Origin of the sequence: Mycobacterium bohemicum DSM 44277, from assembly GCF_001053185.1 — a bacterium.
Classification (GTDB): Bacteria; Actinomycetota; Actinomycetes; order Mycobacteriales; family Mycobacteriaceae; genus Mycobacterium; species Mycobacterium bohemicum.
In genome coordinates, this window is record NZ_CSTD01000001.1 from 961,448 (window position 1) to 988,178 (window position 26,731).

Genomic DNA, 26,731 nt, shown 5'->3' on the forward strand with positions numbered 1-26,731 from the left:
GGCCGGCCGGCCCGCGGTCGTCTGACGCGGCCGAGGAAGGCGCGACGTCGCTGGCGGGGTCACTGCTTGACCATCGCAGCGCGGATGAGGTCCTCGGGCTTGATCAGGTGGTCGTGGCCGTCGTCGCCGATCGCGAGTTGCACCCAGGCGATGTCACCGCTGAAACCGTTTCCGGCCGGGCCGTAGTCGGGCGACGCCGGTGACCCCGTGTCGGCGCCGACGTCGCACGCCTCGTCGGCCGAAAAGGCCATCGGGATGGTGACATCGACGCGCCCGCTGCCGACGGACTCCCCGTCGTAAAAGAGCGTGACGGTTCCGCCCTTGGCCAATCCCCCTCCGTCATAGGCGAATTCCATGCGCACCTGATGTTCGCCGGCGGGAATGGCCCGATCGGCGGTGACCATGAAGTACTGGATGCCGAAGAAGTTGTAACAGTACTTCAGACGGCCCTCATGGGCGTACAGCGCCCAGCCGCCGACGCTGCCGCCCTGGGTCACGATCACCCCGCGGGCGCCGTCGTCGGGCACGGTGATGTTTGCCGTCACCGAGTGAGACTTGTTCTTGAGCACCAGGATGCAGTTTTCGCTGACCCGCATGCCGGGGAACAGGAGCTGGGTGTCGCCGCGGATCAGTTGGGGCCGGCCGGCCAGGTCGGCGTTGATGCGTTCGAACGAGCGGTCGTCGAGCGGCACGACGTTGTATTTGACCGCCTCGATCAGCCACAGCCGCTGCAATTCGGCCAGTTTGTCGGGCATCTCGGCGGCCAGATCGTGCGCCTGGGTCCAGTCGTCGGGTCCGTAGAGTTCCCAGACGTCCTCGTCGAACGGCGGCGCGTCCATCAGCCATGGGGTGCGGTGCTTGGTGACCGCGGTCCAGCCCCGGTGGTAGATGCCGCGGTTCCCCATGATCTCGAAGTACTGCACGTCATGGGTTTCGGGTGCGTCACCGTCGCGCAGCATGGGGAGCATCGAAACTCCCTCCAGCGGCGCCTGCTGGATCCCGTTGACCGACGTGGGCTCGGGCAGCCCGGCAGCGTCGAGGATGGTCTTGGCGATGTCGATGACGTGATGAAACTGGTTGCGGCTCTGGCCCTTGTCGGCGATCCCTCGGGGCCAGTGCACGACGGTGCCGTTGCGGGTGCCGCCCCAGTGCGAGGCGATCTGCTTGGTCCACTGGTACGGCGTGCACAGCGCGTGGGCCCAGCCGACGGCGTAGTGGTTGTAGGCCCGAGGGGTGCCGAAGTCGTCGATCTTGGAGAGCAGGAACTCGGTGGTCTCGATGCCCGGCATGCCGTTGAGCGTGGTCATCTCGTTGAAGCAGCCGTTGGGCGTCCCTTCGGCCGAGGCGCCGTTGTCGCCGATGATGTAGTAGATCAGCGTGTCCTCGAGGACACCGAGATCTTCGATCGCGTCGATCACCCGGCCGACCTCGTGATCGGTCTGCTCGAGGAAGCCGGCGTAGATCTCCATCTGCCGCGACAGCACGGGCCTGAGCTCGGCGGGCATGTCGTCCCACGCGGGAATCTCCTTGTGCCGCTTCGTCAGTTGGGCATCGGCCGGGATGACGCCCAATTCCTTCTGCCGGGCGAAGATCTCCTCGCGCAGCACGTCCCAGCCGCGGTCGAACTTGCCCCGGTACTTCTCCGACCACTGGGCGGGCACGTGGTGCGGAGCGTGGGTGGCTCCGGGAACGTAGTACATGAAGAACGGCTTGTCCGGGGCGAGCGCCTTCTGCTGGCGCACCCATCGGACTGCGTGATCGGCGAGGTCCTCGTTGAGGGTGTAGCCCTCTTCGGGGGTCTTGGGCGGTTCGGTCGGCTGGGTGCCCTCGTAGAGGCCCGGGTAGTACTGATTGGCCTCGCCTCCGACGAAGCCGTAGAAGTACTCGAATCCCGACCCGGTCGGCCATTGGTGAAACGGTCCGACGGGCGACACTTCCCAGGCGGGCACCTCGTGGCACTTGCCGAACTGGGCCGTGGAATACCCGTTCAGTTTGAGGACTTCGGCGATCGGGGCCTTGTTCTTCGGTCGCACGCTGCTGTTGCCCGGGGCCGAGGTGGCCATCTCGGTGATGGCCCCCATCCCGACCGAGTGGTGGTTGCGCCCGGTGAGCAAAGCCTGGCGCGTCGGCGAACACAAGGCGGTGGTGTGGAAGCGGTTCAGCCTCAGGCCGCCGGCGGCGAGCCGTTCGGCGGTCGGCGTGTCGCAGGGGCCGCCGAACACCGTGGCGGCGCCGAACCCGACGTCGTCCAGCAGCACGATGAGCACATTCGGGGCGCCGGCAGGCGGGCGCAGCATGGTGATCGGCGGATACTTGGTATTCGGATCCTTGGCGTCATAGGTGGTCAGGCCGACGTGCCTGGCATCGGGAATCGGCAGCGTCTCGCGCAGTACCGGCGGCACGGACGTCCCGGCTGCTTCGAGGGGTTTGGCAGCCGCCGACCCCGCTGCTCCGCCGTGGCCCTGAACCGGTGAATCCGACATGCCTTCCCCTTCCCGAGGGATGTGCCCGTCGCACGATACCCCGGTGATGACCGGTTTGGGTCGGCGTTTCAGACGCCGTCCCGGCCGCGGGTTGGCCGCTCAACGCGGCGGGTTGGCATCACCTACCTCGCCGCGGTGCTCTGTCGGCCTTCACCCGGTTCGGCCTCGGGGCGGCCCCGGCGTTCCCGATCTGACGTCGGCTGTTCGCGGCGTTTCACATTGGCTGGCGGCGTGAGCGATTCGCGGGGTGCGACGTCATCTCGGTGACGACCGAAGGACCCTGGCCTCGCGGGGATTTCGCGGCGGCGGCCACCAGGATGTCGACGGAGTCGACGATCCCGGTGGCGATGTCGTCGACCGCCGGGACATTGTCGGGGCACGCGCACACGCTCACGTCCAGCTCGTCGCCGCGGGAGGTCAGCGCGATGCTCAATCCGCTGCCTTCGGCCAGCGGCGCCACGGTGTGCATGCCGATGACCTTGGCCCCGGCGCAGAATGCCGGCGCCGGCCCACCGGCGACGTAGGAGACACTGCCGTGAGAGGTCGGCCTGAGCCGGCGCCGCAGCGTCGAGCGGCGGTAGAGCTGCATGCCCGCGCGAGCCAGGGCCGGCGGGGTCAGCAACGCCATGGTCGTCAAGTCCACCGTCTGCACATCGTTGTTGCCGCCACCGGCGCGGATGGCGTTCAGTCTTTCCGTCGCGGTGTGGAGGTTCGCGAGGACCTGCACGGGGTCGTCGAGGTGCACCGGGATGCGAAGCCGTCCGATGCTGAACGCCTTGCCGGCCCCGGGGACCTCCGTGGCCGGTAATTCGAACGGCATCCGCATGAGCAGCGGATGCTCGGGCACCTTGGCGTGCCGTTGTAGCCAGGCGCGCAGCGACAGCGCGCAGGCGGCCAGAACGACATTGGTGATGCTTCCGCCGAACGCGTCGCTGACCGTCTTCACCCGTGCCAGCCGGATCGATGTGAACGCCACCGCGCGCCGCTTGGTCGGCGGAGCGTTGAACGCGGTGTGGGGCACGGGGCCGCTCATCGACGGCGCATCCGGGTCGGTCGGAGAGCCCGCAGGTCGCCGGAGGAATCGGCCACTGACGGCCTGCAGCGCACCGGCCACCGTCTCGGCGAGCAACCACATTCCGGTGACGTGGGTTTCGACGATCTCGGCCATCACGTCGGCGACGAGGTCGCCGACGGACGGCCCGGAACCCAGGCTCGGCTCGATGGGCAGGTTTTTTGCCGGGTCGGCGTGCGGACGGGTCGTCAACAGCCGCGGCCACAAGGAGGCCGCGCCGTCGTTCAGCGCGGGTGACGTCTTCACCGCGAGCGCCCACCGACCGCCCGCCAGACCGTCGATACTCCATGCCTCCCAGAGCGACTGACTGCCGGTCTGTCGCCCGCCGCTCAGATCCGAGACGAGATCGGCGAACTCGCGTTCGCCGCCGGGAGCGGCGACCGTCGCGCGATGGATTTGCGGAGCCGGGTCATAGCCGTCGATCTCGGCCCACACGGGTTGCCCGACACCCAGCGGCTTGGTCACCAGCCGGCTGCGAAACCGCGCGAGCTGCGGCAGCGACGAAGCCACCAGTTGCTGCAGCCGCTCGTGGCTCAGCCGGTCGGACGCCTCGATGATCGCCAGGGCGACCGTGTGGGCGGGCGCCGCGGGGCTTTGTGTGTGCAACGCGAGCGCGTCCGCCCCCGAAAGCCGCGTCAACATCGGCGACCCCCCCTTCGCGCCGTAATCCGTTGGACCGCAGATTCATCCGCAGCTGGCGCCGGTCCGCGTCACCTGTGCCAGTCGCCTCTTCAATTCGCGGGCGACGGAATACCGCCGATCTTCTTTCTCACCCTACCCCGATGCCGGCACCCGGCGGGCGCCACGGATCGCGCGGTCGCGGAGTTGGCGGCGCATCGAAGAGCCGCGCTGCGTTTGGACACACAGTAAACATTCGACGGCGGCCGGCCTGGTGCTGACTGCTTAACACCACAGTTGCGCACCAACGGCCGTCTGGCGACGGAAGACGAACGCAACTTGCTCAATCCGCCGCTGATCTCCAGGGTATGCCAGGCGCCGCCAAGAGAGAAGATTCAGCGTGGGCCATGCCGGCGCCGTGCGGGAGCCGCCGCTCGGGTGGCGGATCCGGAACGACTGGCGCATCATCGCGCTATGAGACGCGAGGTGGGCGCCGAGATCGAAGTGGAAATCACCGCACCGACGACCCTGGAGTTCCAGATTGCCGTCGCTCCGCATCCGGGGGCCGAGGTGTGGGAATCGCTGAGTTTCGTCTTGAACGGACACCCCGTGCAGCCCTTGGAAGTCAGCGGTGTGCACGGCAACCGCATCCATAAGTTCGACGCCGGGGTGGGCACCCTGAAGGTGGACTACGCGGCGACCATCGTGGGCCAGACCGATCCCGCGCCGGTCACCGAATACGATCTGTCGATGTATCTGCGACCCAGCCGCTACGCGGAAGCGGACAAGTTCTATGGTTTCGCCGCAACGGAATTCGGCACGTACGGTGATTCGGCCACGCTGTTGGAGAACGTCAGCTCGTGGGTGGGCACCAGGCTGAACTATGTGCCGGGCTCCAGCGATCCGATCGACGGTGCCGTGGAGACGTTGCTCGCCGGGCAGGGCGTGTGCCGCGACTATGCGCATCTGGTGGTGGCTCTGCTGCGGGCGGTCAACGTCCCGGCCCGCCTGGTGTCGGTCTACGCGCCGGGCGTCTACCCGATGGACTTCCACGCGGTGGCCGAGGCTTTCGTGGAGGGGCAATGGCGGGTGGTCGACGCGACGCTGCTGGCGCCGCGGCAGACCCTGGTCCGCATCGCCACCGGTCGCGACGCCTCGGACACCGCGTTCCTCGACAACCACAAGGGCCAGATCGAGCTCAAGCAGATGGCGGTGACCGCCGTCGTCGACGGGGACCTGCCCGTGGATTCGCTCGACCGGTTGGTTTCCATTCGCTGAAACTCGAACGAGTGACGATCAATGCCGGCGCTTGGATCGGCGCAGTCAGCGCCGCCGCAAGATCATCACGTTGTCGGTGAGAACCGCTCGCTGCCCGGCCGGCCCGAGCGCGTCGCGCTCGACCGCTGCTACTCTCACTCGAGCCCATTGGGACTCATCGAGATTCAACGACGCGACCACCTCGTCTGCGGTCGGGAACTCGTGGTGATGTTGATCCAGCTTCGACGCCCACGGCGGTGCCGCGCCGTGATCCACCACCATCAGCGTGCCGCCCGGAGCGACGGCGTCAGCTGCGCGCCGAAGCAGCCGCGCGCGATCCAGGGGAACCGTCGAATGCAGAAACTGCGCCGACACCAACTCGAACACGCCATCGGGAAAGGTCGCGTCCAGATCGTGGCGCCGGAAGTCGATGCGGTCCGCGAGACCGCGGGCCGCCGCGTCGGCCGCCGCTCGATCCAGCGCGGTCTGCGAGATGTCGACCGCCGTCACGCGCCAGCCGTGTTCGGCGAGCCAGATCGCGTCGGCACCCTCGCCGCAACCCAGATCGAGCGCGCGCCCGGGCGTCATCGACTCGACCAGCTCCGCCAGCCGGACGTTCACCCGTCCACTCCACACCCGGTCGCGTTCGCCGTAATGCGCTTCCCAGACTTGTTGTGCCTCAGACATGGCCATACCGTCACCTTGCCCCGCGACACGAGCGGATGGCAAGGTGATTTGCCATGGAGGCAACAAGCAGCGTCGAGGTCCTGGTACGCCGACGACTTCGCGAGCTTCGCATGCAGCGCGGCCTGACCCTCGAGGACGTTGCGCGCCAGGCGGGGATCGGCGTATCCACGCTGAGCCGTCTGGAATCGGGGAAACGGCGGCTGGCATTGGATCACCTGCCGAGACTGGCGGCGGCTCTCGCCGTCAGCACCGACGAGTTGGTGCGCGAACCCGCGGCCGAGGACCCGCGCGTACGCGGCAGCTCGCACACCCGCCACGGCGTCACGTACTGGCCGCTCACCCGGCAGGGACCCGCCGGCGGGTTGCACACGTTCAAGATCCGGGTCAGTCCCCGCCGTCACAAGGCTCCCGCCGAGCTACCCGTGCACGAAGGTCAGGAGTGGATTTACGTGCTGTCTGGTCGGTTGCGCCTTGTCCTCGGCGAACGCGACTTCACCATAAATCCCGGTGAAGCCGTCGAGTTCTCGACGTGGACTCCGCACTGGTTCGGCGTGGTCGACGGTCCGGTGGAGGCGATCACGATGTTCGGGCCGCACGGCGAACGCCTGCACCTGCACAGCTGATTGACGTTTGGTACCCAACATTTGTCCTCGACGGACGTTCACCGTCGTCGAGGACCGGAGTAGTGTGGGTCCATCGGCGATACCTCGTACCTGGTTGGTCAAAGCCATGTCGTCGCCGGTTCTAAATGATCTGGCCGGATTCGCGGTCGAGACGGGAGCGTCGCCATGACGCTGAAAAATGACTACGTGGAGGCGGGGCATCGGCATTCCCCGCCGGAGAACACACCGCGGCTGAGGCTGAAGCCCAAGGCGCCCCTGAGCGGTTATGTCGACGGTGCGTGGTGGCCGCACAGTGACAACCTCGCCGCGGAGCTGCCGGATCTGCTGTCGGTACTGTCGGTTCGGCTCGGTCCCATCGCCAGGGTGATCTACAACGTCAACGAATGGGCCACGGGACCCGCAAAATTCGTGACCGGGGGTCGGATGGTACGGCTCGACGGCTACCGCCTCCAGCCCGCCAACACCGTCGAAATCCTCGGGCTCAACCACAACAAGATCGTCCTGCTGGTCGTTTTCCCGGATGCCACCCCGGACCAGGCGCACGCCATCATGATGGCCGCGGCCGGCCCGGAGAACGCCTCGACGGTACAGAACTTGATGGCCGCCACGGAGGAAGCCCACACGTAGCGTGCGCGCTCCAATTCCCTTCTCCTCACAAGGGTTTTCGGACCCGGCCTGCCCTAGTCCGCAGACTCTTCGACTGGCTCCTGCGCGGTCGGCCGTGCGCGGCGCTCTTCGAACATCGTCTCGCCCTGCGCCAGGCGGACGATGCATTCGGCGGTCTGGTACACCCGGGAATCGCGATGCTCCGCCTGGATCGGGAGGCCCGCTGCCCGGCGCAGGACCATCACCGCAAGCGCCGTACTGGTTCGATGCGGAACGACCAGAAGCTTCGCCCGCCCCTCACCGCCGGCAAAGGTCATGACGTGCGGACGGACGCCCCGCCACCACTCCCAGTTCAGATCGGGCTGGCGTTGCAGCGATGACCAGTTGAGGTTGATGTCGACAACACCACCCAACCGCACATCCAGGACGGAAACCAGCCCGGGCAGCTCGTGCGAGATCAGCCCGGTGCGGGGCCACCACGCTCCGTCGAGCGCATTCCCGAGCCGGGACGCCAGCGTGAGCCTGACCTGGGCGGCGGCGCGGCGGGCTCCCCCGGCGCCGCTGACGGCGCTACCGAGCGAATCTTGTTGAGCGCCAAGGCCACGTTTCAGGGCATCTGCACGAGTCATGGGGTGGCCCTTCAATTCGAGACGATCGGCCCCATCCGAGGCACCGAAGGAGGAGTCTTGCGACCACTCCCTGGCGACGTTACGCCTCTCATCGCCGGCGCGGCCACCGGCCTTCAGGGCGGCAACGGGCGGCCCTGCGCGGGAACAGATTTCGGAGCCCCGCCACCCGGCAAACACCCAACGTGAATCGGTGGCGCCGCCCCGGGACCGCCGATTTGTCGCCGGATCAACCGCAAAATCCCACACGGACTGCCCTCTGCGGTATTGTTGACTCTGGTTGATGCCCCAGCCCGCCGGAAGCGCCCGGTGGCGATCCGTGAGATCCCCGCCAGTAACGCGACTGGACCATACGGTTACCCAACGGTCGCTTGCAGGGCTGGTGCTGTTGGATCGCATCGTCGGAGATCTGTGCCAACCGCCCCCACGGTGATTGCCGCGTCGCGCAGTGACGCCTGCATTCGCCATGCGTGACGGCGCTGGTGATGCCGTCGCTGCGTCCGCAGAAGTACTGGCGCGCAAGCGATCTCACATAGTCGGCGCCACGCGATGCGCGCGTCGCCGCCGTCGTTCACGCGGACGCCGGGGGGAACGGCCTTGAGTAAGTTCACCGAAACCATGTATGCCACCGCCCAGTCCAGTTCCAGGGGTTTGGTGGCCGGGGAGCCCGACTGCCCCATCCGGCACACCTGGGCGCAGGTGCACGAGCGGGCCGGTCGAATCGCCGGCGGCTTGGCCGCGGCCGGGGTCGGCCACGGGGACGCCATCCCTGTGCTGGCCGGTGCGCCCGCCGAGATCGCGCCGGCGGCTCAGGCCATCTGGATGCGCGGCGCCAGCCTCACCATGCTGCACCAGCCCACGTTGCGCACCGACCTTCGGCGCTGGGCCGAGGAGACCGCGGCCGTCATCAATATGATCGGCGCCACCACCGTGGTGATCTCCGACCCGTTCATGGCCGCGGTACCGCTGCTGTCCGAGCTGGGCATGCGAGTGCTGACCATCGACCGCCTGCTGGAGAGCCGCCGGGCCTGTCCGGTCGATACCGAGGACGACGACGTCGCGCTGCTGCAGTTGACGTCGGGGTCCACCGGATCCCCCAAGGCGGTGCAGGTCACCCACCGCAACGTCGTCTCCAACGCCGAGGCGATGTTCGTCGGCGCGAACGTCGACATCGACACCGACGTGATCGTCAGCTGGCTGCCGCTGTTCCACGACATGGGCATGACCGGCTTCCTGACCGTGCCGATGTATTTCGGCGCCGAGCTGGTCAAGGTGACCCCGATGGACTTCCTGAGCGACATCCTGTTGTGGGCCAAGCTGATCGACAAGTACCGCGGCACGATGACCGCGGCGCCCAACTTCGCCTACAAGCTGCTCGCCAAGCGACTCCGCAAGCTGGCCGCACCGGGCCAGTTTGACCTGTCCAGCCTGCGGTGGGCATTGTCGGGCGCCGAACAGGTCGAGCCCGGCGACGTCGACGATTTCTGCGATGCCGGCAGGCCGTTCGGGTTGCGTCCGGAGGCGATCCTGCCCGCGTACGGGATGGCGGAGACCACCGTGGCGGTGTCGTTTTCCGCGTGCGGCGCCGGCCTGGTCGTCGACGAGGTCGACGCCGACATGCTCGCCTTACTCCATCGAGCCGTCCCGACGGCCAAGGGAAAGACCCGGAGACTGGCCTCGCTGGGCCGTCCGCTGAAAGGGGTGGCGGTCCGCATCGTCGACGACGACGGCAACATCATGCCCGCCCGGTGCGTCGGCGTCATTCAGGTGCGCGGTGAACCGGTGACGGCCGGTTACGTGACGATGGGCGGCTTCGTTGCGGCCCTGGACGACCAGGGCTGGTACGACACCGGCGACCTGGGCTACCTCACCGAGACCGGGCACATCGTCGTCTGCGGCCGCGTCAAGGACGTGATCATCATGGCGGGACGCAACATCTACCCGACCGACATCGAACGCGCCGCCGCGCGGGTATCGGGGGTCCGGCCCGGCTGTGCGGTGGCCGTGCGGCTGGATGCCGGCCGCTCGCGGGAGACCTTTGCCGTCGCCGTCGAGTCCAACAACTGGCAGGACGCCGCCGACGTCCGCCGCATCGAGCGCCAAGTGGCCCACGAGGTGGTTGCCGAGGTCGACGTGCGGCCCCGCAACGTCGTCGTGCTCGAGCCGGGCATGATCCCCAAGACACCGTCGGGCAAGCTGCGGCGCGCCCATACGTTGGCGCTTGTCGACTGACTTCCAGGGAGGGGGCGGAGAGTAGATTGTCTTTCACTAAAGGTGCATGGGAAGGTGGGGGGTTGACGGACTTCGACGCGCAACCCGGCCGCAAGGCTCCGCCCGTACTGACGTCGACCCAACTGGAAGCCGACGAGGCCGAGCTGTATGCGGGGCTCCGCGGCGTGGCCGGGATCGTGGCCGATGCGCAGGGCGTGCTCGACCTCCTCCGGGACGTGGCCGAGTTCGCAGCCCAGGCGATTCCCGGTGCTGACGGTGTGGGTGTGGCCTTGATCGACGCGCGGCACACCGAACTCAGCATCCAAACCTGGGCCTCCACGGCGGTCCTTGTCCAGGAAATCGACACGATTCAGTACGACGAGCTGCACGAGGGCCCGTGCATGACGTGTATGGAGTCGGGGCGACCCGCCGTGAGCGGATCGCTGGGCAGCGACAGCCGCTGGCCCCATTTCGGTGGCCGCGTCGCCCGGATGCAAGTGCACTCCGCGCTGGCGCTCCCCTTGATGATCGGCGAGGTGCCGATCGGCTCGATCAACGCCTACGCAAAGAGTCGCGACGCCTTCGCCGAGCACGCCGTCCGTTTGGGAGCCCAGTTCGCCAGGACTGCCGCGGTGTCGGTGTACAACGCGCAATTGCTGGCGAACGCCCATGAAAGGACGCTGCGGCTGCAGCGGGCGTTGGACAGCCGCGCCACGATCGACCAGGCGATCGGGATCATCCGCAGCCGTTCGGGCGGCTCTGCCGACGAGGCCTTCGAACGCCTCACCCACATCAGCCAGTCCGAGAACGTCAAGCTGCACGTCGTCGCCGAGCGGCTGGTCGAGGAGGCGGTGCGGCGCGCTCGCGCGCGGCATCACTAGCCCTTAATGCGGTGGCGCGGCGATGTATTCGGTCAAGCCCTCGATAATTGCGGGGCGTGAAGTTCGGTCGGTCATCAATCGGCGCGCGACGTCGGTCAGGTGCTCGCCGCGGGCCCGCGCGTAGGACCGCAGCAGGCTGAATGCCTCCTCCACCGACACGTCCAGGGTGTGGTGCAGGAAGCCCTTCGCCTGCTCGACGGTCACACGGCTTGCCAGTGCCGAGCGCAGCGGCGGCATGAGGGTCGAGGGGGTAGGCGCACGCTCCTGCAGTATGGCGACGCACGCGATGTGCGTCAAGGTCTGGCCGACGAGCAGATCGGCGTCGGTGAGGTGGCCCGGAACGCTGCTGAACAGGTTGAGCGCGCCAAGCACCACGCCGGCGGCGCGCATCGGGACGGCGTGCACCGCGGCGAAGCCGGCGTCGACCGCGGCCGGAACGAACCGGGGCCATCGCCGCGAAGCGGCTCCGAGGTCGGCGACCGAAACCGGCTGGCCGGTGGCGTAGCAGTCCAGACACGGGCCTTCGTCGGCCTGTAGCTGGAATAGCTCGAGTTCGCGGGCCTGCTCGGAGGTGGCTGCCAGCAGGCGCAGCTGATGCAGCGGGTCGGCGAGCAGAATTCCCGCGGCCTCGATGTCGAGCAGCTCGGCACATCGCTCAGTGAGTCCGGTCAGCATGTCGACGACGTCGAAGTCGTCGAGCACGCTGTCGACGAGCGAGACGACGGCGCCGAGGACGCGGCTTTCCCGTTCGGTGTCAGGCACGGTGCCCCCTCCTTATCGGATTGTTTGGTTTGCGGGCCCGCATCAGTCGGGTTCGAGGGTCAGTCGACCGTCGAGGATGTCGCGCGCGACGTCGGTGGCGGTGCGGCCGGTGCCGAAAGCGTGGGCGCGCAAACGGACCAGCGCCTCGGCCGGCTCAACACCGAGCTGGGCGACCAGCACACCGGTTGCCTGGCTGACTTCCATCCGGCTCAGTGCGTTGAGCTCGGCCCAGGCGTTGCTGGTGGGATCCGCGACGGCGGCCCGCAGGTCGCCGTCCATGAGATCCAGGAGCGGGATGCCGGCGACCTCCGCCGCGGCGACCGCGCCCGCCAGGTCATCACCCGGCAGTGGGCCCGGACGCTCGCGGAACAGGTCGAGCGCGCCGACGAACTCGCCGGCCACGAGGACCGGCATCGCACAGACACCCCTGATTCGGTGGGCCAACATGGCGGGTCCGTATGCGGGCCAGCGAACCTCCTCCAGGTCGGCGAGGTCGGCGACCACAACGGGGCTACGCCGCGCGACCGCGTCCAGGCACGGTCCCTCCCCGAGCGTGAACTGCAATTCGTCGTACGCGCGCGCGGCCGGGCTACTGCACCCGAGTGTGCCGCTGTTCGCACCGTCGAAGACGAGCGAGATCGCCGCCGCGTCGACTTCGAAAAGGACCACGCACGCCTCGCACAGGCTGTCGGCGGCTTCTACCCCCCGGCGGCCGTCGACGGCCGCCAGTAACGCATCATGGATCGCCACACCTAGCCGAGCTGGGATCGGGCGGCTGCGGAAGTGCCGGGGAATCGAGGTGGCAACGTCATCCCTCCACCTTTCACTAGTTGGCGGGATTTGACGAACGGATACCGCTATTGTGCGCCGCGGGCACGCCCAGCGCCAATACGGCGACGTCGTCCTGAACCCCTGTTCCGAGTCCGTCGAGCAACGCATGGACCGCGCTGACGATGCCCGAAGCCGTCGTCGGCGCATGCGATTTCGCGAAAGCCAGCAGCGCGCCCTGGTCGTCGTAGCGTTCGTGACCCACGCCGGTGCTCGCCTCGGTCAGTCCGTCCGTATAGAGGACCAGCGTGTCGCCCGGCGCGAGGCGGATTCGGGTGCAGACGAAATGCGGCTCCGCGATGAGACCGACGGGCTGACCGCCGACGATGTCGACGTAGTCGGCGCGACCGTCCGCGTGCAGCCGCAACGGGGGCAAATGACCTCCGCTGGCCAGCTCGACGTCAAACCCGTTGTCCCCCTTGGTCAGATTGCCGTAGATCACGGTGCTGAACCGATCGTGCAGGGCGGCGCCGAGCTTCTGGCGCAGGACCGAATGCAGGTTGTGCAGGACCTGCACCGGATCCTCGTTGGACACCGCCGCGGCGCGCAGCGCATACCTGGTCAGCCCGGTGACCACGGCGGCCTCGACACCTTTGCCGACGACATCGCCCAGAAAGAAGCCCCACCTGGTGCGGGACAGGGGAAACAGGTCGTAGAAGTCGCCACCCACGTCGTCCACCGATGCGGTGTAGTAGTAATCCGCTGCGTCGAGTCCGGCGGGCGGCACAAGCACCGGCGGGAGCAACGAGCGCCGCAACGTCTCCGCCAGTTCCCGGACGCGCCCGTGCTCGGCGGCGGCCCGCTGGCGCTCCTCGAGAAGCTCGCGCTCATAGGCGCGACGGTCGGAGGCGTCCAGTGCGGTGATGCGCAGTGACTCGGGCCCACCGTCGGGGCCCGACTTGACGTTGGCGGTGAGGAACATGGGCAGCCGCGCGCCGTCCGCGGCCACGAGGTCGAGCGTGACACCGCGCAGCTCGCCGCTGGTGTGCAGCAACGGCCCGAAGTGGGTGTCGTAGTGTATCCGCCCCGCCGGGGTGAACAGTTCGCTGAACAGCCTGCCCTGCAACGCCTTTCCGTCGTAGTTCAACCACCTGGCCAAGGTGGCGTTGACGCGGACGATTCGGCCGTCAAGTCGCGCGATGAGGTGACCGCAGGGACCGTTGTCCCAAAAGTCTTCCACGGCAGCGTCGGTCATGCCGACCGAACGAAGGCCGAGATCGCCGATGCGGTGGCGTCTGGTGCGCTGACCTGCGGGCAGTGGCCCGTCGCGTCCAGGGTGATCAGTTGGCTGCCGGGGATGTGCTCATGAACGTAGGCGCCGACCTCGCGTGGCGCGATGGCGTCCACCGAGCACTCGAGGACCAAGGTGGGCAACGGTATTCGCGCGAGATCCGCGCGGTTGTCGGACAGGAAGGTGGTCCGGGCGAACACGCGGGCGTGGGCGGGGTCATTGCGGCAGAAGGTCGCGGTCAATTCCTCCTGCAAGTCCGGACGGTCGGGCGTGCCCATGATGACCGGCGCCATCTCACGTGACCAACCCAGGTAGTTGAGCTCCATGGATTCGAGGAGTTCGTCGATATCCGACCGCGAGAACCCGCCGCGATAGCCGGCGTCGTCGATGTAGCGCGGGGACGGTGTCAGCATCACCAGCTTCGCGAACCTGCCGGGCTCGGCGGTGGTCGCCAGCGCCCCGATCATCGCCCCGACCGAATGCCCGACGAAGGCGACGTCGCGCAGGTCGAGTTCACGGACGATGTCGAGGACGTCGGAAGCATATCCGGTCAGCGACGAATACTTCTGCGCGTCCCAGGCAGCGGGGTCCGAGGCGCCGGAACCGACGTGGTCGAAGAGCACCAGGCGGAAGTCCGGCTCCAGGCGGTGGACGACCAGGCGCCACAGCCGCTGATCACAACCGAAGCCGTGCGCGAGCATGATAAGAGGCCCGTCCGCCGCGCCGACAACCTGAATATTGTTCCTGGCGCGGACGTCCACGCGTGTCAGCTTATGCCGCTAGTTCAGCCGGTGAAGACGACGCAGGAAATTTCGGGTGTGGATCAAGCCCAGAAACGGGTCTTTGACTTCTTTTCGTCGCCCTGCACGTCGGTCCACTCACCTGCCGCGTAGCTGTACGGCCTTTTGACGCCGCTGCGGATGACGTCCAGCGCGCCGCTTCGGTGCTTGACGTAGGCGTCACCGGACCGCAGGTAGTCGACAGTCGCCCCGTTTCGAAGCGTCACGATCACTGTCACGGTTGAAACCTCCCTCGGCGACCGGGGGTCGGCCTGGTCAAACTCGTGCCCGTCGCTGCGCTATCACCCGGCGGGCGAGACTCAGGTAGGCGTTCGCGATCACCGGCCAGGCCATCCCGGGCGCCAATCGGCGGGCCTCGGCCGCCATGGCACCCGCGAGGCGCGGTTGCGTCAGGACCCGATACAGCGCCGATGCAAGCGCATCGGGATCGTTGTGTGGGACGACGATGCCGGCCCCGCTGCCCAGCAACTCGACGGCGTGCGGGAAGGCGGTGGCCACGACCGGCCGGCCGCTCGCGAGGGCACCGGCGAGAACACCGGAGGTGACCTGGTCCTTGGAGTCGTAGGGCAGGACGACGACGGCCGCGGACTGAACCAGCGCCGTCATCATCGCCACGCTGCGATAACCCGAATCGAAGTAGACCGAATCCGCCACGCCGCGGCGACGCACCTGCTCCAGGCGGGCGTCGCGATACGCCTCGCCCTCTGCCGCAAGCACTTTCGGGTGGGTTCGGCCCGCAACCAGGTATCGCGGCCTCCCAGGAAGGTCATGCAGCGAGCCCATGGCCTCGATGACCCGCTCGACGCCTTTGCCGGGGCGCAGGAGCCCCCACGTCAACAGGGTCGGCCGACCGCTTCGGATGCAGGAGTCCGTCGGGATCGTCGCGCCATGCGGGATGATGGCGATCTTGTGGCGGTCCACGTCCAAGCGACGCAGCCGCCGGCCGGCGCCTTCGGACATCACGATCACCTGATCGGCCCGGGCCGCGACCGCCTCGAGAACCGAACGTTGCTGCCGCGTCGGCTTTTTCAGCACGGTGTGAAGAACCACGATTGACGGGACGCGCAATTCGTCCATGACACCCAGGATGTCGCTCCCGTCGGTGCCACCGTAGATGTTGTCCTGGTATTGGATGACGGCGACGTCGCTCCGGTTAAGCAGTTCGGCGCATTCGGTGATGGATGCCGGCGAGCCGTTGACCAGTTCGCCGATGACCCGGTGGCTCGCGGACGGCGGCCCGTCGGACACGCGTACGACGCTGACGTCGACGCCCTGGGCGGTCAACTCGTTGGCCAGCGCTGCGCTGAACGCGGCCAGCCCGCAGGCCGTCGGTGGATAGGTACTGAGGATGCCGAAGCTCGGCGGGTCCGAAAATCCTTGATCGGCTAGGGGGATTGTCGACGGTAGGAACGATATTGCGGTCAAGGTGATCCCAACTGCGGTTGTCACCTGCGTGCCGGCGTGAGCGGTTGCTCGGTGTGGCCAGCGGCAAACGGCTGACTCATCCCGGTTTAGCTGGGCTTTGTATCATTGTCGACGATACACGCACGGTCGATTCGTGACGCCGGTGCCATGCGTTGGCGCCCGCGTCAAGCGATCCCTTATTGACCGCTGGGGGTAGGATCGGTCAATCGGGACCGCCCAGGCCCCCACGACGAAGGGGCCAGCGATGTCCGATAAGTCACCTCGAAACACGATGAGCAAGAAGTCCGGGAAATCGTTGAAGGACAAACGCGCCGACAAGCGCGACAAGGCGGCCCGCGACGCCGTGTCGTCCACCGAGGCCGTGCTGCACAGCAAGAAGCGCTGAGGCGCAAGGGGTTTCGTTCGTGAGATCCGGTCGCCGGGCAGGACCAGCGCTGGCGGGAGCTTATTGCGTCTTCGCGGGAGTGTCGGAGATCTGGGTCGGGATCACGGGAAACTGGCTGGGATTACTGTCGAAGCCCCTGAAGCCATCTTTCCGGACCGTTCTGGTCGGCGCCTGCTACGTAGCCGCCGGCATATCGGTCCTGTCGAAGCGGAAAACCGGTCTACTCCTGGGCATTGTGTTCACCCTGCTCGAAGTCGTCGGGCGGGTGCATCTCGTTCGCATCGGGACGTTTCCGTCGACGGGGCCGGACGTCATCAAGAGCGTCGTCGGTGGGGGCATTGCCCTTGGTATCGCCGCTTATCTGGGCACCGAGTGGCGCAAGTTCGCGGCGGTCGCGGCCTGACGGCATCGACGGCGCTATTGCCAAGCGTGTGATCCCAGCGGGGTCCCGCGCCGGCAACTCCGCGTGCCGGACCGAGGCTGACGCAGCGACTACGAGTAGGCAGCATGCGGAGCGGGTGTTCAAGAGGACCGCGGCGACGAGGACCAGTTCGACGATTGCTTCCGGGAATACTGAGACAATCGCTTCATGGCCACCGAACCGCCACCTCGACCATCCACTGTTCCGGAACGTCCATCGAGTATCCCGATCACGCCGGCTGAACTCGAACGGTTCGCCGATGAAGAGCTCATACGCAGCGCGCTGGACGAAGCCCGGTTGCGCGATGAGGCACCACCACACCACCGGTAGCCCGACGCGGCGCCGAGCGGGCCGTCTACCTGCGGGAGCTCTGATCGGGCTGACAGGATTTGAACCTGGACCACTTGACGCCCAGGTGCGGGAATCGGTTCTCTGGAGCGTGCAGGTTCGATTTCCTCGTCGACGGTCTGGTTGCCCTGACGTTGGCGTCGCGCAACGTTAGGTCCGGCGACGCGGCCCCGGGCAGGCGTCGCCCCGATGGACCCAGAGGGTGTGGTGGCGGGCCGGAATCAATCGGTGACGCTGTGAGGGTGTTCGTCGCGGGCGGTGAGGGTTGCGGTCACCCCGGGCAGCAACAGGTCGAGAAAGCGGTCCAGTTCCGCAGCGCCGTCGTATGAGGCCAAGGCTGGCGCCAGGGCACGCAGTCGAGGAAAGTCGGTTATCGCGAGTCGGTGAAGACCGAGCCGGAGCACATGGTCGGTTTCCTCGGGTCGCTCGATAACTTCCTGCAACTCGTTGAGGACGTGGCCGTACAGATAGCCGAACAGCACACGGTAGATGTGCAGGGCATCCTCGCCGGTGAAGCCGGCCGAGGTGAGCAGTGCGAGGACGTCCTCCAGTGGTCGTAGCATTCCCGGTGGCCGCTGACCGAGCGGAGTGGCCAACGGTCGAGTTACCAGCAGCGGAACCGTGTTCGGATGCGCCAGAGCCAATTGGCGAAAGTTGCGTGCGACCGCGCGCAATTGGCCCGACCAGTCCGGGTCGGTACTGTCCACGGACAGCTTCGCGAGTACGGTCTCGGCGATACCGTCGAGCACTGCGGCTTTGTTGGGGACGTGCCGGTAGAGCATCACCGGGTCTCGGCCCACCATCTGACTGAGGCGACGCATCGATAGTCCGTCCACACCGTCGCGGTCCACGATCCTCAGCGCGGCCTGCAGGATGATCGACCGGTTGAGCGGACGGTTGTCTCCGCCAGTGACAAACGGGACCTCGTCGTCAGCGCCCGCGGCGCGCCCGTTTGACTGTCTCGCCATTTCCTTGGACTCCCCTTCTCGCCTCATCAAAGTAGCGGCTACCGACCCTAATTCAACGTCGATGACCTCGCTAGTTGCTTACATTGTAAGTCAACATTGTTGACATAACCTACACCGCGGCGTGGAATGGGCTGATAACACTGCAATCGGGGGCCTCGACATGATCGTCATCACTGGATTACTTGTTTTTCTCTTCGCCGTGGTCGTCGGGTTCCTTGGCGTGCTGAACAACGCCGGAGCCACTCACCCGTTGAACGAGAACTTCTCGGTGTTGGGCTACCACGTCACCGGGTCGACTGGCACCCTGTTCCTCTTCGGGATAGTGATCGGCGCGCTGGCGATGATGGGTATGAGCGTGTTGCTGGCCGGCGCGCGGCGCACCGCGGGCCGCGGGCGCGACGCGCGCCGCGAACTCCAGCGATCCCAGCGCGAAATGGAGTTTGTGAACCGCGACCGTGTCTTCCAAAACCAACCCGCCGGCGCGGCCACCGACTCAACGGTGAACTCCGAATTGGCCACGACCCGACCGAGGAGGATGAGGGGATCCTTCCTCGGGCGCCGGTCGTGGCGCCGACAACCGACAGCACCGCGGGCCGGCGGCTGACGCCGCTAGGCTGCGGCCCAGTTCAATTGGGAATTATCAGGCGCGAGCATTGACCCCTGACGGAGAATCTGCAATTGGCGTAGGAACAAAGCAGTGAGCATCAATAAGAAGATTGCCCACAAATTCGAAGGGGCCAAGGGCTCCGCCGAGGGTGATCCGCCCTCCACTACATCTACCAAGCAGTCCTGCAGTCTTCGCGATGGCTACTTCCCGTGTCGTTTGCTCCCCCATCGGAATCCCACCTCGACAGTGCCACAGCGATTTCTTTTCGTAGCGCGGTGCGGCGTATACCGGCACGAAGCACTTCGTGGACGGTCAGGTACGGCCTGTCGGTAGCTGCCGTCGTTGATGTGCCCGCGGTGGCCTCGGTGCCGGTAACTCGCGCTCGGATGATGTGCGTCATGACCGTTTCTCTCTGCCTGCAGAGGCGAGTTGCTGATTTTGTGCGTCTATTGACTAGGGCGGAACCGCAACGGCGGCCCTAACGGCGGATCGTCGCGCTATTGCGCCGGCGGTTGCTCATGGGGTCGCGCGCCGACTTCTGGTGTTCGAGCTGGCGGATCAGCTCGCGCTTTGCTTCGCTGATCGCGCGGGTGATATCGAGGTTCTCAGCAACCGCTATCAGCGGCGGATGGCCGGGCAGGCTCGTGCGTAACGTGACGCGCTGCTGCTTGCCGCCGCGGTCCTGCAACGACACTTCCACATGAATGTCCCGCGCATCCCATCGTCCCAGCAGGTGCGGACCGAGCGTCGAGAGCGCCTCCAATACCTGCGGGTGCTCCTCTTCTTTGAAGCCGGAACCGACGTGAAGCACGTTGTTGCCGAAAGCATCCTGTCGTTCGCTGTCAGATTTCATCGTGGTCATTCTCCTAAGAGCGAAGGTGGGTACAAAGCCACTCGCGGCACTTGTCCGCGTGTGCCGTCGTCACGCGGTGGCGGCATCCGATTTCTCCGGAACACGCGATGACATCGATCCCATCGGCATTTCCAGCCGAACTCCGGCGATGGGTGGTTCCGGTTGGCCTCATTGAACATCATTCAAGGTACGGATGTCAACAATGTTGACCTACAGCGTTGGCACGGAGTTCCGCTGGCAGTCTGTTCGCAGCAGTTCAGAGCTGTGGGGATCTCGGAGTCACAAAGAGTCACATGGTGACCCGCGCGACGGGTTGGCCCCCAGTCGGGGGGCACAGTGACCAGCCCAGCGTTCGCGGAAATCATAGCCGCACAGTCGAGAAGCGCCGAGCGTGTTGCATCGTCGAGAGCACCGCCAGTGTCGACTCCGCGCCCTGGTTGTGGTTCACGCCATCGGCGCGCAGACCGTCGAATCCGCCGCCGGTCTCGGGGTCCCACATGGGCTGTTGGGCGTCGTTGACCCCCATGAACCAGGCCGCAGCGGCCAAGACCCCGTCCGGCCAGATCGAACTCGTGTCAGTGGCAGCGGCACGCGCGCACGCGTCGGCGAGGGTCGACACCTCGATCGGCTGCTGATCGAATGCGGGCCGAAGGTCGTCCGGCCCCCTGCCCGCCGCGGGAGTGGGCGAGAGGTGACCCTCTGCCGTTTCGAGTTCGACCAGCCAACCCAACAGATCCAAGCCTTGCTGCCGCAGTGTCGACTCGTCGAGCGCAACGCCCCCTGCGATCATCGCCTCGGCAAGAACCGCATTCGCGTACGTCAGTCGCGGCTCAGGCCATGGCCAGACAGCGTCGCCGTTCGGTTTGGCCACGGTGTCGGCGTAGTGGGTGAGGAGTTTGCGTGCGGCCCGCTGGCCAGGATCGACGGACAGAAGTTCCGCGGCACCCAACGCCGCGAACGACATCGCCCGAGGCCACGGCGATCGGACCTGCACGGCGCGTTCGAACTGAACAACGGCCAACCGGCGAACCAGACTGACGTCGCTATGCGCGGCCGCAGTTCCCAGCCCCCAGATGCAGCGCCCCCAGCAGTCCTCCAGCGAGGGCTCATCCTCCCAACGGCCGTTGCTGTTCATACGGTTTCGGCAGGGGCCGGCATGCGATTGCGCATCGTTGAGGAACTGCAGGGCCACGCGCGTGAGGCCGTTGACCTCCCCGCCAGAGTTGGGCTCTCGGCTCGTGACGACGAGTACCCGGGCCATGTCGTCGGTGCAGTAACCGTGCTCGGGTCGGGGTTCGGCGAAACGGGCATGCTCGAAAGTGCCGCGACGGTTTGTCAACCGCAGCAGGTGGTCGAATCTCGGTTCCGGCATTGTGGCGGTCATACCAGTTCCCGACGATTAGCTAGAATCTGTTGTGCCAAAACAAGATAGGAGTTGGCAACGACCGGCCACGCCATCGCGGGCGCCAACCGGCGTGCCTCCGCGGCCATGGAGTCGGAAAGCCGTGGATCGGTCAGCAATCGGCGCAGGGCGGAGGCCAGCGCATCGGGATCGTCGTGAGCTACGACGATGCCCGCCCCACTACCAAGCAGTTCGACGGCGTGAGGGAAGGCGGTGGCGACGACTGGCCGCCCACTCGCGACTGCGTCGACCAGAACACCGGAAGTGACCTGATCCGTCGAATCGTAGGGCAGGACAACCAAGGCCGAGGACCGAACCATCGCAGACAGTGACGACACATCGCGGTAGCCGGCGTCGAAGCTCACCGAGTCCGCCACACCGATGCGCCGCGCCTGCTCAGCGCGCGCGTCGCGATAGGCCTCGCCGTCGGCGGCCAAGACCTTTGGGTGCGTGCGGCCTGCAATCAGGTAACGTGGCCGGCCCCGGAGCTCACGCAGCGATCCCATCGCCTCGATGACCCGCTCGATGCCTTTCCCCGGCCCCAGCAGACCCCAGGTCAACAGAGTCGGCCTGCCCGAACGAATTACCGGCGTGGTTCTCGGGACGGTCGCACCGTGCGCGATCATGGTGACTTTTCGGCGATCGACGTCGAAGCCGAGGCATAGGCGCTGCCTGGCCGCCTCCGACATCACAACCACTCGATCCGCGAGCGCGACGATCGTCTCGAGCACCGACCGCTGATGCGGGGTCGGGTCCCTGAGGACCGTGTGGGCTACCACGATGGACGGGATGTGCAACCCGCCGATGATGTCCACCACTTCGTCTCCGTCGACGCCACCGTAAATGCCGTACTCGTGCTGCACGATCGCGATGTCGCTCTCGTTCAGCAATTCGGAGGTTGTGGCCACGGATGTCGCGGAACCGTTGACCAGCTCCCCGATCACCCCAGCGGCCGCCGATGACGATTCGTCGCCAACGCGAACGACTCTGACGTCAGAACCATTTGCGCACAGCGCTTTCGACAATGCCGCACTGAACGTCGCGAGTCCACACGGAGTCGGCGGGTACGTACTGAGCATGGCGAAGCTCGTGGAGCCGCAGCGGCCGTGTCGAACAACGCGGCCATGCGATGTTTCAAGGGTGGATGCAGCGCTCAAGGTGATCGATCCCGATGGACGGTTGTCACCGACGTGTCCGGCGCGAGCTGTTGCTCCGCGAGATCAGCGGCGGACGGCCGACCTCAACCCGGACTGGCTGGGTTACCAACCTGACACACGATACACCCGCAGACCGGCGACGGCGCTTTGAACCTCGCCAGGATAAGCACCAGGACCGTGCAGGCTGATATCGGCGAGGGCACCCTCAACCGTGAGGCGCCGCCCGGCTCGCTCGGGCGTGCCCCCCTGGCCGGGACCGGTCTCGTGACCGCTTCCTGACGGCTACGGTACGCCGGCCGGGCTTTCCGGCCCAGTTCGGGCGCGGGCGCGGACGCGGCGCACCGCTTCATCGAGCAAGTTTTGGGCCACCTCGGCCAACCTGCGGTGCTCAGCTTGGCTCATCGCCCGCAGCTGGGTCAAAGCCTCCTCGGCGCTGCGCCCGGTACGTCCGCGGATGAGGCCAATCGCTTGATCGATCACGGGGCGCACGGACAACGCCGTCTGCAACTGGACAGTCAGAGCCAGCGCGTCCGCGAGGATCTGCGCGTTGTGCACGGCAACAGCCGCTGGTTTGGCGAACAACTCCCCGAATTCGGCGGCGTGCTCGTCGAAAACGTCCTTGCCGTAGGCATATACATTGATCGCCCCAACAACCCGATCAGGCAGCAACAGCGGCAGCGACAGTGCACTGTGCACTCCTAACCGGCCCACCCGCGGGCCGAACCGCGGCCACATCTTCTCCCCACCCAACGACCCTGAGCGCACCGTGCGACGTTCCAGCGCCGCGGTGATGCAGGGGCCCTCATTGAGGGTCACATACTGGATTTTGTCGATCTCGGTGACAAAGGGAGCACTGGCCGCCAACGCGGCGACCATGTTGTCCGCCCGATCGACGTTCAGCAACGTCACCCCGGCGCCGTCGGCTCCCGGTATCGCGTGGACGGCGAACGTCGCTACCTCCGCGAGCAACTCGGGCAAGCGCCGATGATCGGCGACCAGCCCCGCGAGATCGCCGATCGCCGCCCGCAGATCGGCGTCATCGGCACTGTGCCGCTCCAATGTCCGCGACCCCAGCGGGGGCCCATCAGTGTTTTCGGTGAACTCCACCATCGCCGGTACCTGCTTCATAATCCTGCTGGAATCCGCCAGACCGGCGACCAGCCCCACACCCGGGCGCATCCGCCACGAGATGACTCCATCCTAGGGCGAACGTGGGCCGGCTGGTCCAAGGCGACGTTCGCCGGCCACTTCTGCCTCGGGCATGCAGGCGAATACGTGTACCGGACCTCCGACGCGTGTAGTGTCATGGCTGCTGAGAACCTCAGCTAGTCCGGGACGGGTTTTCGCCGTACGCTGCTGAACCCCAGGAGCGCGTCAGCTCCGAGCCCGACACACCGGTGACCGTCCGCACGACTGGATCACCATGACCGAAACACTATTGTGCTCTTCGCCCCTGCACGCCGAGACCACTTTCTCCATGCCTCTCTCGAAGCCGAACCGCGACTTGGCGCGATTGGACACTCACTGGATGCAGTCATCGGTGGCCATCGTCAGCGCCCGTGGCGAAATCGACACGACGAATGCATCCATTCTCACCGCGTATTCACTCGCTAGCCTGGCGCGTTGCCGCGGGCTGGTGCTTGATCTGGCCTGCCTGCAATTCTTTGGTGCGGCAGGCTTCTCAGCGCTGTGCAAGATCTCCGTGAGGTGCGCTCACGCGGGAATAGCCTGGGCGTTGGTACCCGGCGATGCGGTATCGCTACTGCTGAGAATCGGCGACCCGGATGGCCTGCTGCCGGCCGTCGATACCGTCAGTGCGGCACTGGTCAGCCTGAAGAGTTCGGCCTCCGAGGCGGGCCAACCCGAAAAACCTTGTGGTATCGGTGACATGGGGTAGCGACTTGATTACCGGTCCCGCGAACCGGGTGATCGCCACCATGCAGAACGGTGTCGAGGTGATGCGATTCGGCGGCCTTCAGACCGGATCCCGTCCGTCGCCGTTTCAGATCGTGGAGCAGTGCGACATGTACCGGCTACGCCGGTACTTCCCCGACGGCGCGAATGATCCGTCACGGCCGCCGCTCATACTTGTACCGACGATGATGATGTCGGCCAACGTGTTTGACGTCACAAGGGACCAGGGCGCGGCCGGAGTCCTGCGTGAGCTCGGCGCGGAAGCCCACCGGTTTTCCTGAGCGACCACATCGTCGCGCTGAGCGGATCACCGACCCGCCGAAAGCACCCACCCGGCGCGACATGCATTGGTGTTCTGGCATGTTGGCACGACGTCATTAAGTGTCATTAAGGATCGCTCTCTGGATTCGAGTCGACACCAGCACAACCTACGGTACCGTCGGTTACCCGCCAGTAGTCATTGGGTTTGAGGGCCTGATCGAAGCCACCCTGGTCTGTGGCTTCGCCGACGCGCGGGTCGCGACGCCATTGGCGGACGGCGATGGCTGTCTTGAGCCCGCGGCGGGGTCCTGTCACCACGTCGGTGGTGGCCAACCCGGACTCCAGTTTGGTGAACATCCGCTCGCTGCGGGTTTCCGGAGCGTCGTCGGCGGTGTCGCGCAAGTAGCGGTTCGGCAGCGACAGTTTGGCGATAGTGCGCCACGCTTTGCCGTACTGAATCAGGAACGAACCCGTGGTGTATGGGAGGTCGTACTTGTCGCAGATCTGCCTGACCCGCACCGAGATCTGGCGCAGCCGGTTGCTGGGCAGATCGGGGTAAAGGTGATGCTCAATTTGGTGGCACAGGTTGCCGCTCATGAACCGCATCGCCGGCCCGGCGTGAAAGTTGGCGCTGCCCAGCATCTGTCGTAGATACCACTGCCCCTGGGTCTCGCCGATCATGTCGGTTTTGGTGAACTTCTCTGCGCCATCGGGGAAGTGTCCGCAGAAGATCACCGCGTCGGCCCAGACGTTGCGGATAACGTTGGCCACTATGTTGGCCTTCAGCGTCGACCTGTAGGTCGCCGATCGCGACAGCGAGGTGAGCGCCGGAAATGCGACGTAGTCCTTGATTCCCTGCCTTGCGGCCTTGGTCGCGAATTCGCGCATCTGCAGAATGGTGGTTTCGCGATCCGGTCCGGGCTTGAGGATCTTGGTGAACTCTATGGGCTGCAAGCCAATTCCCCACTCGAACCCAAGCGCGAGGATGGTGTTGTACAGCAGGTTGGCGATGTTGTAGGCCTGCCAGGGCTGGTCGCGGGTGACTCGCAGGATGCTGTAGCCCACGTCGTCGTCCATGCCGAGGATGTTGGTGTACTTGTGGTGCTGGAAGTTGTGGGTGAACCGCCAGTGTTTTGACGCCCCACTCATGTCCCACTCCCATGTCGAGGAGTGGATCTCGGGATCATTCATCCAGTTCCATTGGCCGTGCATGACATTGTGGCCGATCTCCATGTTCTCGATGATCTTGGCCAGGGCGACGGTGATCGTTCCCGCCCACCATGCCGAGCGCTTCGAGCTACCGGCCAGCATCAGCCGGCCGGCCACGTCGAGGGCGCGTTGCGCGGCGATGGTGCAGCGGATGTAATGCGCATCGCGCTCGCCACGGGAATCCTCGATGTCCAGCCGGATCGCGTCCAGCTCAACGGCCAGGTTCTCAATGTCGGCGCCGGTCAAGTGAGCGAAGGCCGGAATGTCAGTAATCGCCATCGTTTGGCCCCTTTTGGGCGGATCGAATTGGTCTGCGCGCTCTCACTGTTCGTTGCGTTCGTCGCCGGGAGGTCGCTGCCTCAGGGCGGTAAGTGGCGGCGCGTGACACCGCTGGGAGTCCCGGCCGCCGGCCGAGCCGGGCAGCCGCTGAGTAACTCGGCCGGTCAGTAGTAGTGGCGGCGGCCGCCGACAGCGTGTCCCATCCGTCCCATCACCGCCAGCAACAGTCCGACGACGAGGAGGATTACCCCGATGACCAAGACAACATGGGCGAACGCGAAGGTCGGGACGAGGCTGGGGAGTAGGAGGCCGAGGACAATGAGAACGATTCCGAGGACGATCATGACGTCTACCTAGTTTCTGTGTTGATGTTTGGGAAGGGGATTGCTCGAGCTAGTCTTTGAGAGCGTCAATTATCCCAACCCCCAACTTTTTTGGCGTGGCCCCTGCCTGATCGGCGCGTCCTTCGGAACGCGGCGGGCGTTCCTGGCATCAGAGACACGGTTGTCGCCCCGTCGCCAGTCGAGTCGTCGAACAAACCGGCAGCACGGGGGGACTCGGGGGTCGCGGTCCGAACTGTGAGCAACGAGGGAATGAGCGAAATCTGCATGCTTTCTTCACCGCAACGGGTTGGACATCCGAATGTGCGGCGCGAGCGAACGCTCATCAAGTTCAGCGGCGGGCAGCCAAACTTTCTCCGCACTGGCTGAAGGACTCAGCAACTACGACGCTACCCCTTTCGGGACCCCCCGGCCAGTTTCCCGCCGAGTGCGGTGAGGACACGTCGGAAGCAACGTCGGCGCCTGAGGAACGACGG

At 66.1% G+C, this 26,731-nt stretch carries 27 protein-coding genes; 10 read left to right on the forward strand and 17 right to left on the reverse strand.

The features are described 5' to 3' along the window. Positions 1-59: 59 nt before the first annotated feature. Both BN971_RS04695 and BN971_RS04700 read right to left on the reverse strand, forming a co-directional pair. Entirely contained in the window at positions 60-2,483 is a 2,424-nt protein-coding gene (locus tag BN971_RS04695) for an arylsulfatase (protein WP_085181574.1), read from the reverse strand. Positions 2,484-2,697: 214 nt separating this feature from the next. Further along, positions 2,698-4,197, reverse strand: coding sequence for a wax ester/triacylglycerol synthase domain-containing protein (locus BN971_RS04700; protein ID WP_085181573.1), 1,500 nt, complete (start codon positions 4,195-4,197; stop codon positions 2,698-2,700). 450 nt (positions 4,198-4,647) lie between these two features. On the opposite strand from BN971_RS04700, the gene BN971_RS04705 reads away from it, so the two are divergent. Beyond that, the gene (locus BN971_RS04705; RefSeq protein WP_170322108.1) at positions 4,648-5,451 is read left to right on the forward strand and encodes a transglutaminase-like domain-containing protein; all 804 of its coding nucleotides are present in this window, start codon (positions 4,648-4,650) and stop codon (positions 5,449-5,451) included. A gap of 45 nt (positions 5,452-5,496) precedes the next feature. Here BN971_RS04705 and BN971_RS04710 read toward each other — a convergent pair whose 3' ends face one another. Then, positions 5,497-6,123: a class I SAM-dependent methyltransferase gene (locus BN971_RS04710; RefSeq protein ID WP_170322131.1), complete on the reverse strand. Its 627-nt coding sequence runs from the start codon at positions 6,121-6,123 to the stop codon at positions 5,497-5,499. Positions 6,124-6,170: 47 nt separating this feature from the next. On the opposite strand from BN971_RS04710, the gene BN971_RS04715 reads away from it, so the two are divergent. Together BN971_RS04715 and BN971_RS04720 are read left to right on the forward strand one after the other, a co-directional pair. Beyond that, the gene (locus BN971_RS04715) at positions 6,171-6,740 is read left to right on the forward strand and encodes a helix-turn-helix domain-containing protein (protein WP_085181571.1); all 570 of its coding nucleotides are present in this window, start codon (positions 6,171-6,173) and stop codon (positions 6,738-6,740) included. A gap of 165 nt (positions 6,741-6,905) precedes the next feature. Continuing rightward, positions 6,906-7,367 (forward strand): DUF5994 family protein, encoded by a 462-nt coding sequence (locus tag BN971_RS04720; RefSeq protein ID WP_085181570.1) that lies wholly within the window; start codon positions 6,906-6,908, stop codon positions 7,365-7,367. Positions 7,368-7,420: 53 nt separating this feature from the next. On the opposite strand, the gene BN971_RS04725 is transcribed toward BN971_RS04720, so the two are convergent. Beyond that, on the reverse strand, positions 7,421-7,975 hold the full coding sequence (locus BN971_RS04725) for a DUF5994 family protein (RefSeq protein ID WP_245836836.1): 555 nt from the start codon (positions 7,973-7,975) through the stop codon (positions 7,421-7,423). A gap of 594 nt (positions 7,976-8,569) precedes the next feature. Here BN971_RS04725 and BN971_RS04730 point away from each other — a divergent pair. Together BN971_RS04730 and BN971_RS04735 are read left to right on the forward strand one after the other, a co-directional pair. After that, entirely contained in the window at positions 8,570-10,204 is a 1,635-nt protein-coding gene (locus tag BN971_RS04730) for a fatty acyl-AMP ligase (RefSeq protein WP_085181702.1), read from the forward strand. A 62-nt stretch (positions 10,205-10,266) separates the two neighbouring features. Then, complete coding sequence (locus BN971_RS04735) at positions 10,267-11,064, forward strand: GAF and ANTAR domain-containing protein (protein WP_085181569.1); 798 nt, start codon at positions 10,267-10,269, stop codon at positions 11,062-11,064. Positions 11,065-11,067: 3 nt separating this feature from the next. On the opposite strand, the gene BN971_RS04740 is transcribed toward BN971_RS04735, so the two are convergent. The 6 genes from BN971_RS04740 to BN971_RS04765 all read right to left on the reverse strand — a co-directional run bounded on the left by BN971_RS04740 (position 11,068) and on the right by BN971_RS04765 (position 16,116). After that, positions 11,068-11,826, reverse strand: a complete 759-nt coding sequence (locus tag BN971_RS04740) for a GAF and ANTAR domain-containing protein (RefSeq protein ID WP_085181568.1) — start codon at positions 11,824-11,826, stop codon at positions 11,068-11,070. A gap of 42 nt (positions 11,827-11,868) precedes the next feature. Next, a complete protein-coding gene (locus tag BN971_RS04745) occupies positions 11,869-12,576 on the reverse strand; it encodes a GAF and ANTAR domain-containing protein (protein WP_085181567.1) in 708 nt (235 codons plus the stop codon). Between the two features lie 76 nt (positions 12,577-12,652). Next, positions 12,653-13,849, reverse strand: a complete 1,197-nt coding sequence (locus BN971_RS04750) for a PP2C family protein-serine/threonine phosphatase (protein WP_085181566.1) — start codon at positions 13,847-13,849, stop codon at positions 12,653-12,655. Beyond that, on the reverse strand, positions 13,846-14,646 hold the full coding sequence (locus BN971_RS04755; RefSeq protein ID WP_085181565.1) for an alpha/beta fold hydrolase: 801 nt from the start codon (positions 14,644-14,646) through the stop codon (positions 13,846-13,848). Before BN971_RS04755 ends, BN971_RS04750 begins: the two co-directional genes overlap by 4 nt. A 62-nt stretch (positions 14,647-14,708) precedes the next feature. Beyond that, positions 14,709-14,903: a hypothetical protein gene (locus BN971_RS04760; protein WP_085181564.1), complete on the reverse strand. Its 195-nt coding sequence runs from the start codon at positions 14,901-14,903 to the stop codon at positions 14,709-14,711. Positions 14,904-14,940: 37 nt separating this feature from the next. After that, positions 14,941-16,116 carry a glycosyltransferase gene (locus BN971_RS04765; RefSeq protein ID WP_090350017.1) on the reverse strand — a complete coding sequence of 392 codons (1,176 nt, stop codon included), beginning with the start codon at positions 16,114-16,116 and terminating at the stop codon, positions 14,941-14,943. A 238-nt stretch (positions 16,117-16,354) separates the two neighbouring features. On the opposite strand from BN971_RS04765, the gene BN971_RS24920 reads away from it, so the two are divergent. Both BN971_RS24920 and BN971_RS04770 read left to right on the forward strand, forming a co-directional pair. Continuing rightward, on the forward strand, positions 16,355-16,495 hold the full coding sequence (locus BN971_RS24920; protein WP_169718610.1) for a hypothetical protein: 141 nt from the start codon (positions 16,355-16,357) through the stop codon (positions 16,493-16,495). Between the two features lie 79 nt (positions 16,496-16,574). After that, a complete protein-coding gene (locus tag BN971_RS04770) occupies positions 16,575-16,898 on the forward strand; it encodes a hypothetical protein (protein ID WP_085181562.1) in 324 nt (107 codons plus the stop codon). Between the two features lie 587 nt (positions 16,899-17,485). Here the strand turns inward: BN971_RS04770 and BN971_RS04775 are convergent. Then, on the reverse strand, positions 17,486-18,232 hold the full coding sequence (locus tag BN971_RS04775) for a TetR/AcrR family transcriptional regulator C-terminal domain-containing protein (protein ID WP_085181561.1): 747 nt from the start codon (positions 18,230-18,232) through the stop codon (positions 17,486-17,488). A gap of 160 nt (positions 18,233-18,392) precedes the next feature. Between BN971_RS04775 and BN971_RS04780 the strand changes: the two genes are divergently transcribed. After that, on the forward strand, positions 18,393-18,836 hold the full coding sequence (locus BN971_RS04780) for a hypothetical protein (protein WP_085181701.1): 444 nt from the start codon (positions 18,393-18,395) through the stop codon (positions 18,834-18,836). A 481-nt stretch (positions 18,837-19,317) separates the two neighbouring features. Here the strand turns inward: BN971_RS04780 and BN971_RS25580 are convergent, their stop codons facing one another. From BN971_RS25580 to BN971_RS04800, 4 genes are all read right to left on the reverse strand, one after another. After that, entirely contained in the window at positions 19,318-19,692 is a 375-nt protein-coding gene (locus tag BN971_RS25580; protein ID WP_245836834.1) for a hypothetical protein, read from the reverse strand. Between the two features lie 361 nt (positions 19,693-20,053). Next, positions 20,054-21,076 carry a glycosyltransferase gene (locus BN971_RS04790; protein WP_085181560.1) on the reverse strand — a complete coding sequence of 341 codons (1,023 nt, stop codon included), beginning with the start codon at positions 21,074-21,076 and terminating at the stop codon, positions 20,054-20,056. After that, positions 21,073-22,173: a glycosyltransferase gene (locus BN971_RS04795; RefSeq protein ID WP_085181559.1), complete on the reverse strand. Its 1,101-nt coding sequence runs from the start codon at positions 22,171-22,173 to the stop codon at positions 21,073-21,075. The genes BN971_RS04790 and BN971_RS04795 overlap by 4 nt, the downstream gene beginning before the upstream one ends. A 360-nt stretch (positions 22,174-22,533) precedes the next feature. Continuing rightward, positions 22,534-23,361, reverse strand: coding sequence for a GAF and ANTAR domain-containing protein (locus tag BN971_RS04800; protein ID WP_085181699.1), 828 nt, complete (start codon positions 23,359-23,361; stop codon positions 22,534-22,536). Between the two features lie 418 nt (positions 23,362-23,779). On the opposite strand from BN971_RS04800, the gene BN971_RS04805 reads away from it, so the two are divergent. Then, the gene (locus BN971_RS04805) at positions 23,780-24,148 is read left to right on the forward strand and encodes an STAS domain-containing protein (RefSeq protein WP_139027040.1); all 369 of its coding nucleotides are present in this window, start codon (positions 23,780-23,782) and stop codon (positions 24,146-24,148) included. Positions 24,149-24,152: 4 nt separating this feature from the next. Then, entirely contained in the window at positions 24,153-24,446 is a 294-nt protein-coding gene (locus BN971_RS04810) for a hypothetical protein (protein WP_139027041.1), read from the forward strand. A gap of 106 nt (positions 24,447-24,552) precedes the next feature. Here the strand turns inward: BN971_RS04810 and BN971_RS04815 are convergent, their stop codons facing one another. Continuing rightward, positions 24,553-25,914, reverse strand: coding sequence for a fatty acid desaturase family protein (locus BN971_RS04815; protein WP_085181556.1), 1,362 nt, complete (start codon positions 25,912-25,914; stop codon positions 24,553-24,555). Between the two features lie 164 nt (positions 25,915-26,078). Next, entirely contained in the window at positions 26,079-26,258 is a 180-nt protein-coding gene (locus BN971_RS04820; protein ID WP_085181555.1) for a DUF6131 family protein, read from the reverse strand. Positions 26,259-26,731 lie beyond the last annotated feature (473 nt).

Bases quoted from the DNA above. Each gene is read 5' to 3' on its own strand.
- BN971_RS04820 (WP_085181555.1), bottom strand. From the start codon at position 26,258: ATGATCGTCCTCGGAATCGTTCTCATTGTCCTCGGCCTCCTACTCCCC.
- BN971_RS04815 (WP_085181556.1), bottom strand. From the start codon at position 25,914: ATGGCGATTACTGACATTCCGGCCTTCGCTCACTTGACCGGCGCCGAC.
- BN971_RS04725 (WP_245836836.1), bottom strand. From the start codon at position 7,975: ATGACTCGTGCAGATGCCCTGAAACGTGGCCTTGGCGCTCAACAAGAT.
- BN971_RS04710 (WP_170322131.1), bottom strand. From the start codon at position 6,123: ATGGCCATGTCTGAGGCACAACAAGTCTGGGAAGCGCATTACGGCGAA.
- BN971_RS04795 (WP_085181559.1), bottom strand. From the start codon at position 22,173: ATGCTCAGTACGTACCCGCCGACTCCGTGTGGACTCGCGACGTTCAGT.
- BN971_RS24920 (WP_169718610.1), top strand. From the start codon at position 16,355: ATGTCCGATAAGTCACCTCGAAACACGATGAGCAAGAAGTCCGGGAAA.
- BN971_RS04705 (WP_170322108.1), top strand. From the start codon at position 4,648: ATGAGACGCGAGGTGGGCGCCGAGATCGAAGTGGAAATCACCGCACCG.
- BN971_RS04700 (WP_085181573.1), bottom strand. From the start codon at position 4,197: ATGTTGACGCGGCTTTCGGGGGCGGACGCGCTCGCGTTGCACACACAA.
- BN971_RS04720 (WP_085181570.1), top strand. From the start codon at position 6,906: ATGACGCTGAAAAATGACTACGTGGAGGCGGGGCATCGGCATTCCCCG.
- BN971_RS04800 (WP_085181699.1), bottom strand. From the start codon at position 23,361: ATGGTGGAGTTCACCGAAAACACTGATGGGCCCCCGCTGGGGTCGCGG.
- BN971_RS25580 (WP_245836834.1), bottom strand. From the start codon at position 19,692: ATGAAATCTGACAGCGAACGACAGGATGCTTTCGGCAACAACGTGCTT.
- BN971_RS04780 (WP_085181701.1), top strand. From the start codon at position 18,393: ATGATCGTCATCACTGGATTACTTGTTTTTCTCTTCGCCGTGGTCGTC.
- BN971_RS04715 (WP_085181571.1), top strand. From the start codon at position 6,171: ATGGAGGCAACAAGCAGCGTCGAGGTCCTGGTACGCCGACGACTTCGC.
- BN971_RS04695 (WP_085181574.1), bottom strand. From the start codon at position 2,483: ATGTCGGATTCACCGGTTCAGGGCCACGGCGGAGCAGCGGGGTCGGCG.
- BN971_RS04805 (WP_139027040.1), top strand. From the start codon at position 23,780: ATGCAGTCATCGGTGGCCATCGTCAGCGCCCGTGGCGAAATCGACACG.
- BN971_RS04750 (WP_085181566.1), bottom strand. From the start codon at position 13,849: ATGACCGACGCTGCCGTGGAAGACTTTTGGGACAACGGTCCCTGCGGT.
- BN971_RS04790 (WP_085181560.1), bottom strand. From the start codon at position 21,076: ATGACCGCCACAATGCCGGAACCGAGATTCGACCACCTGCTGCGGTTG.
- BN971_RS04775 (WP_085181561.1), bottom strand. From the start codon at position 18,232: ATGGCGAGACAGTCAAACGGGCGCGCCGCGGGCGCTGACGACGAGGTC.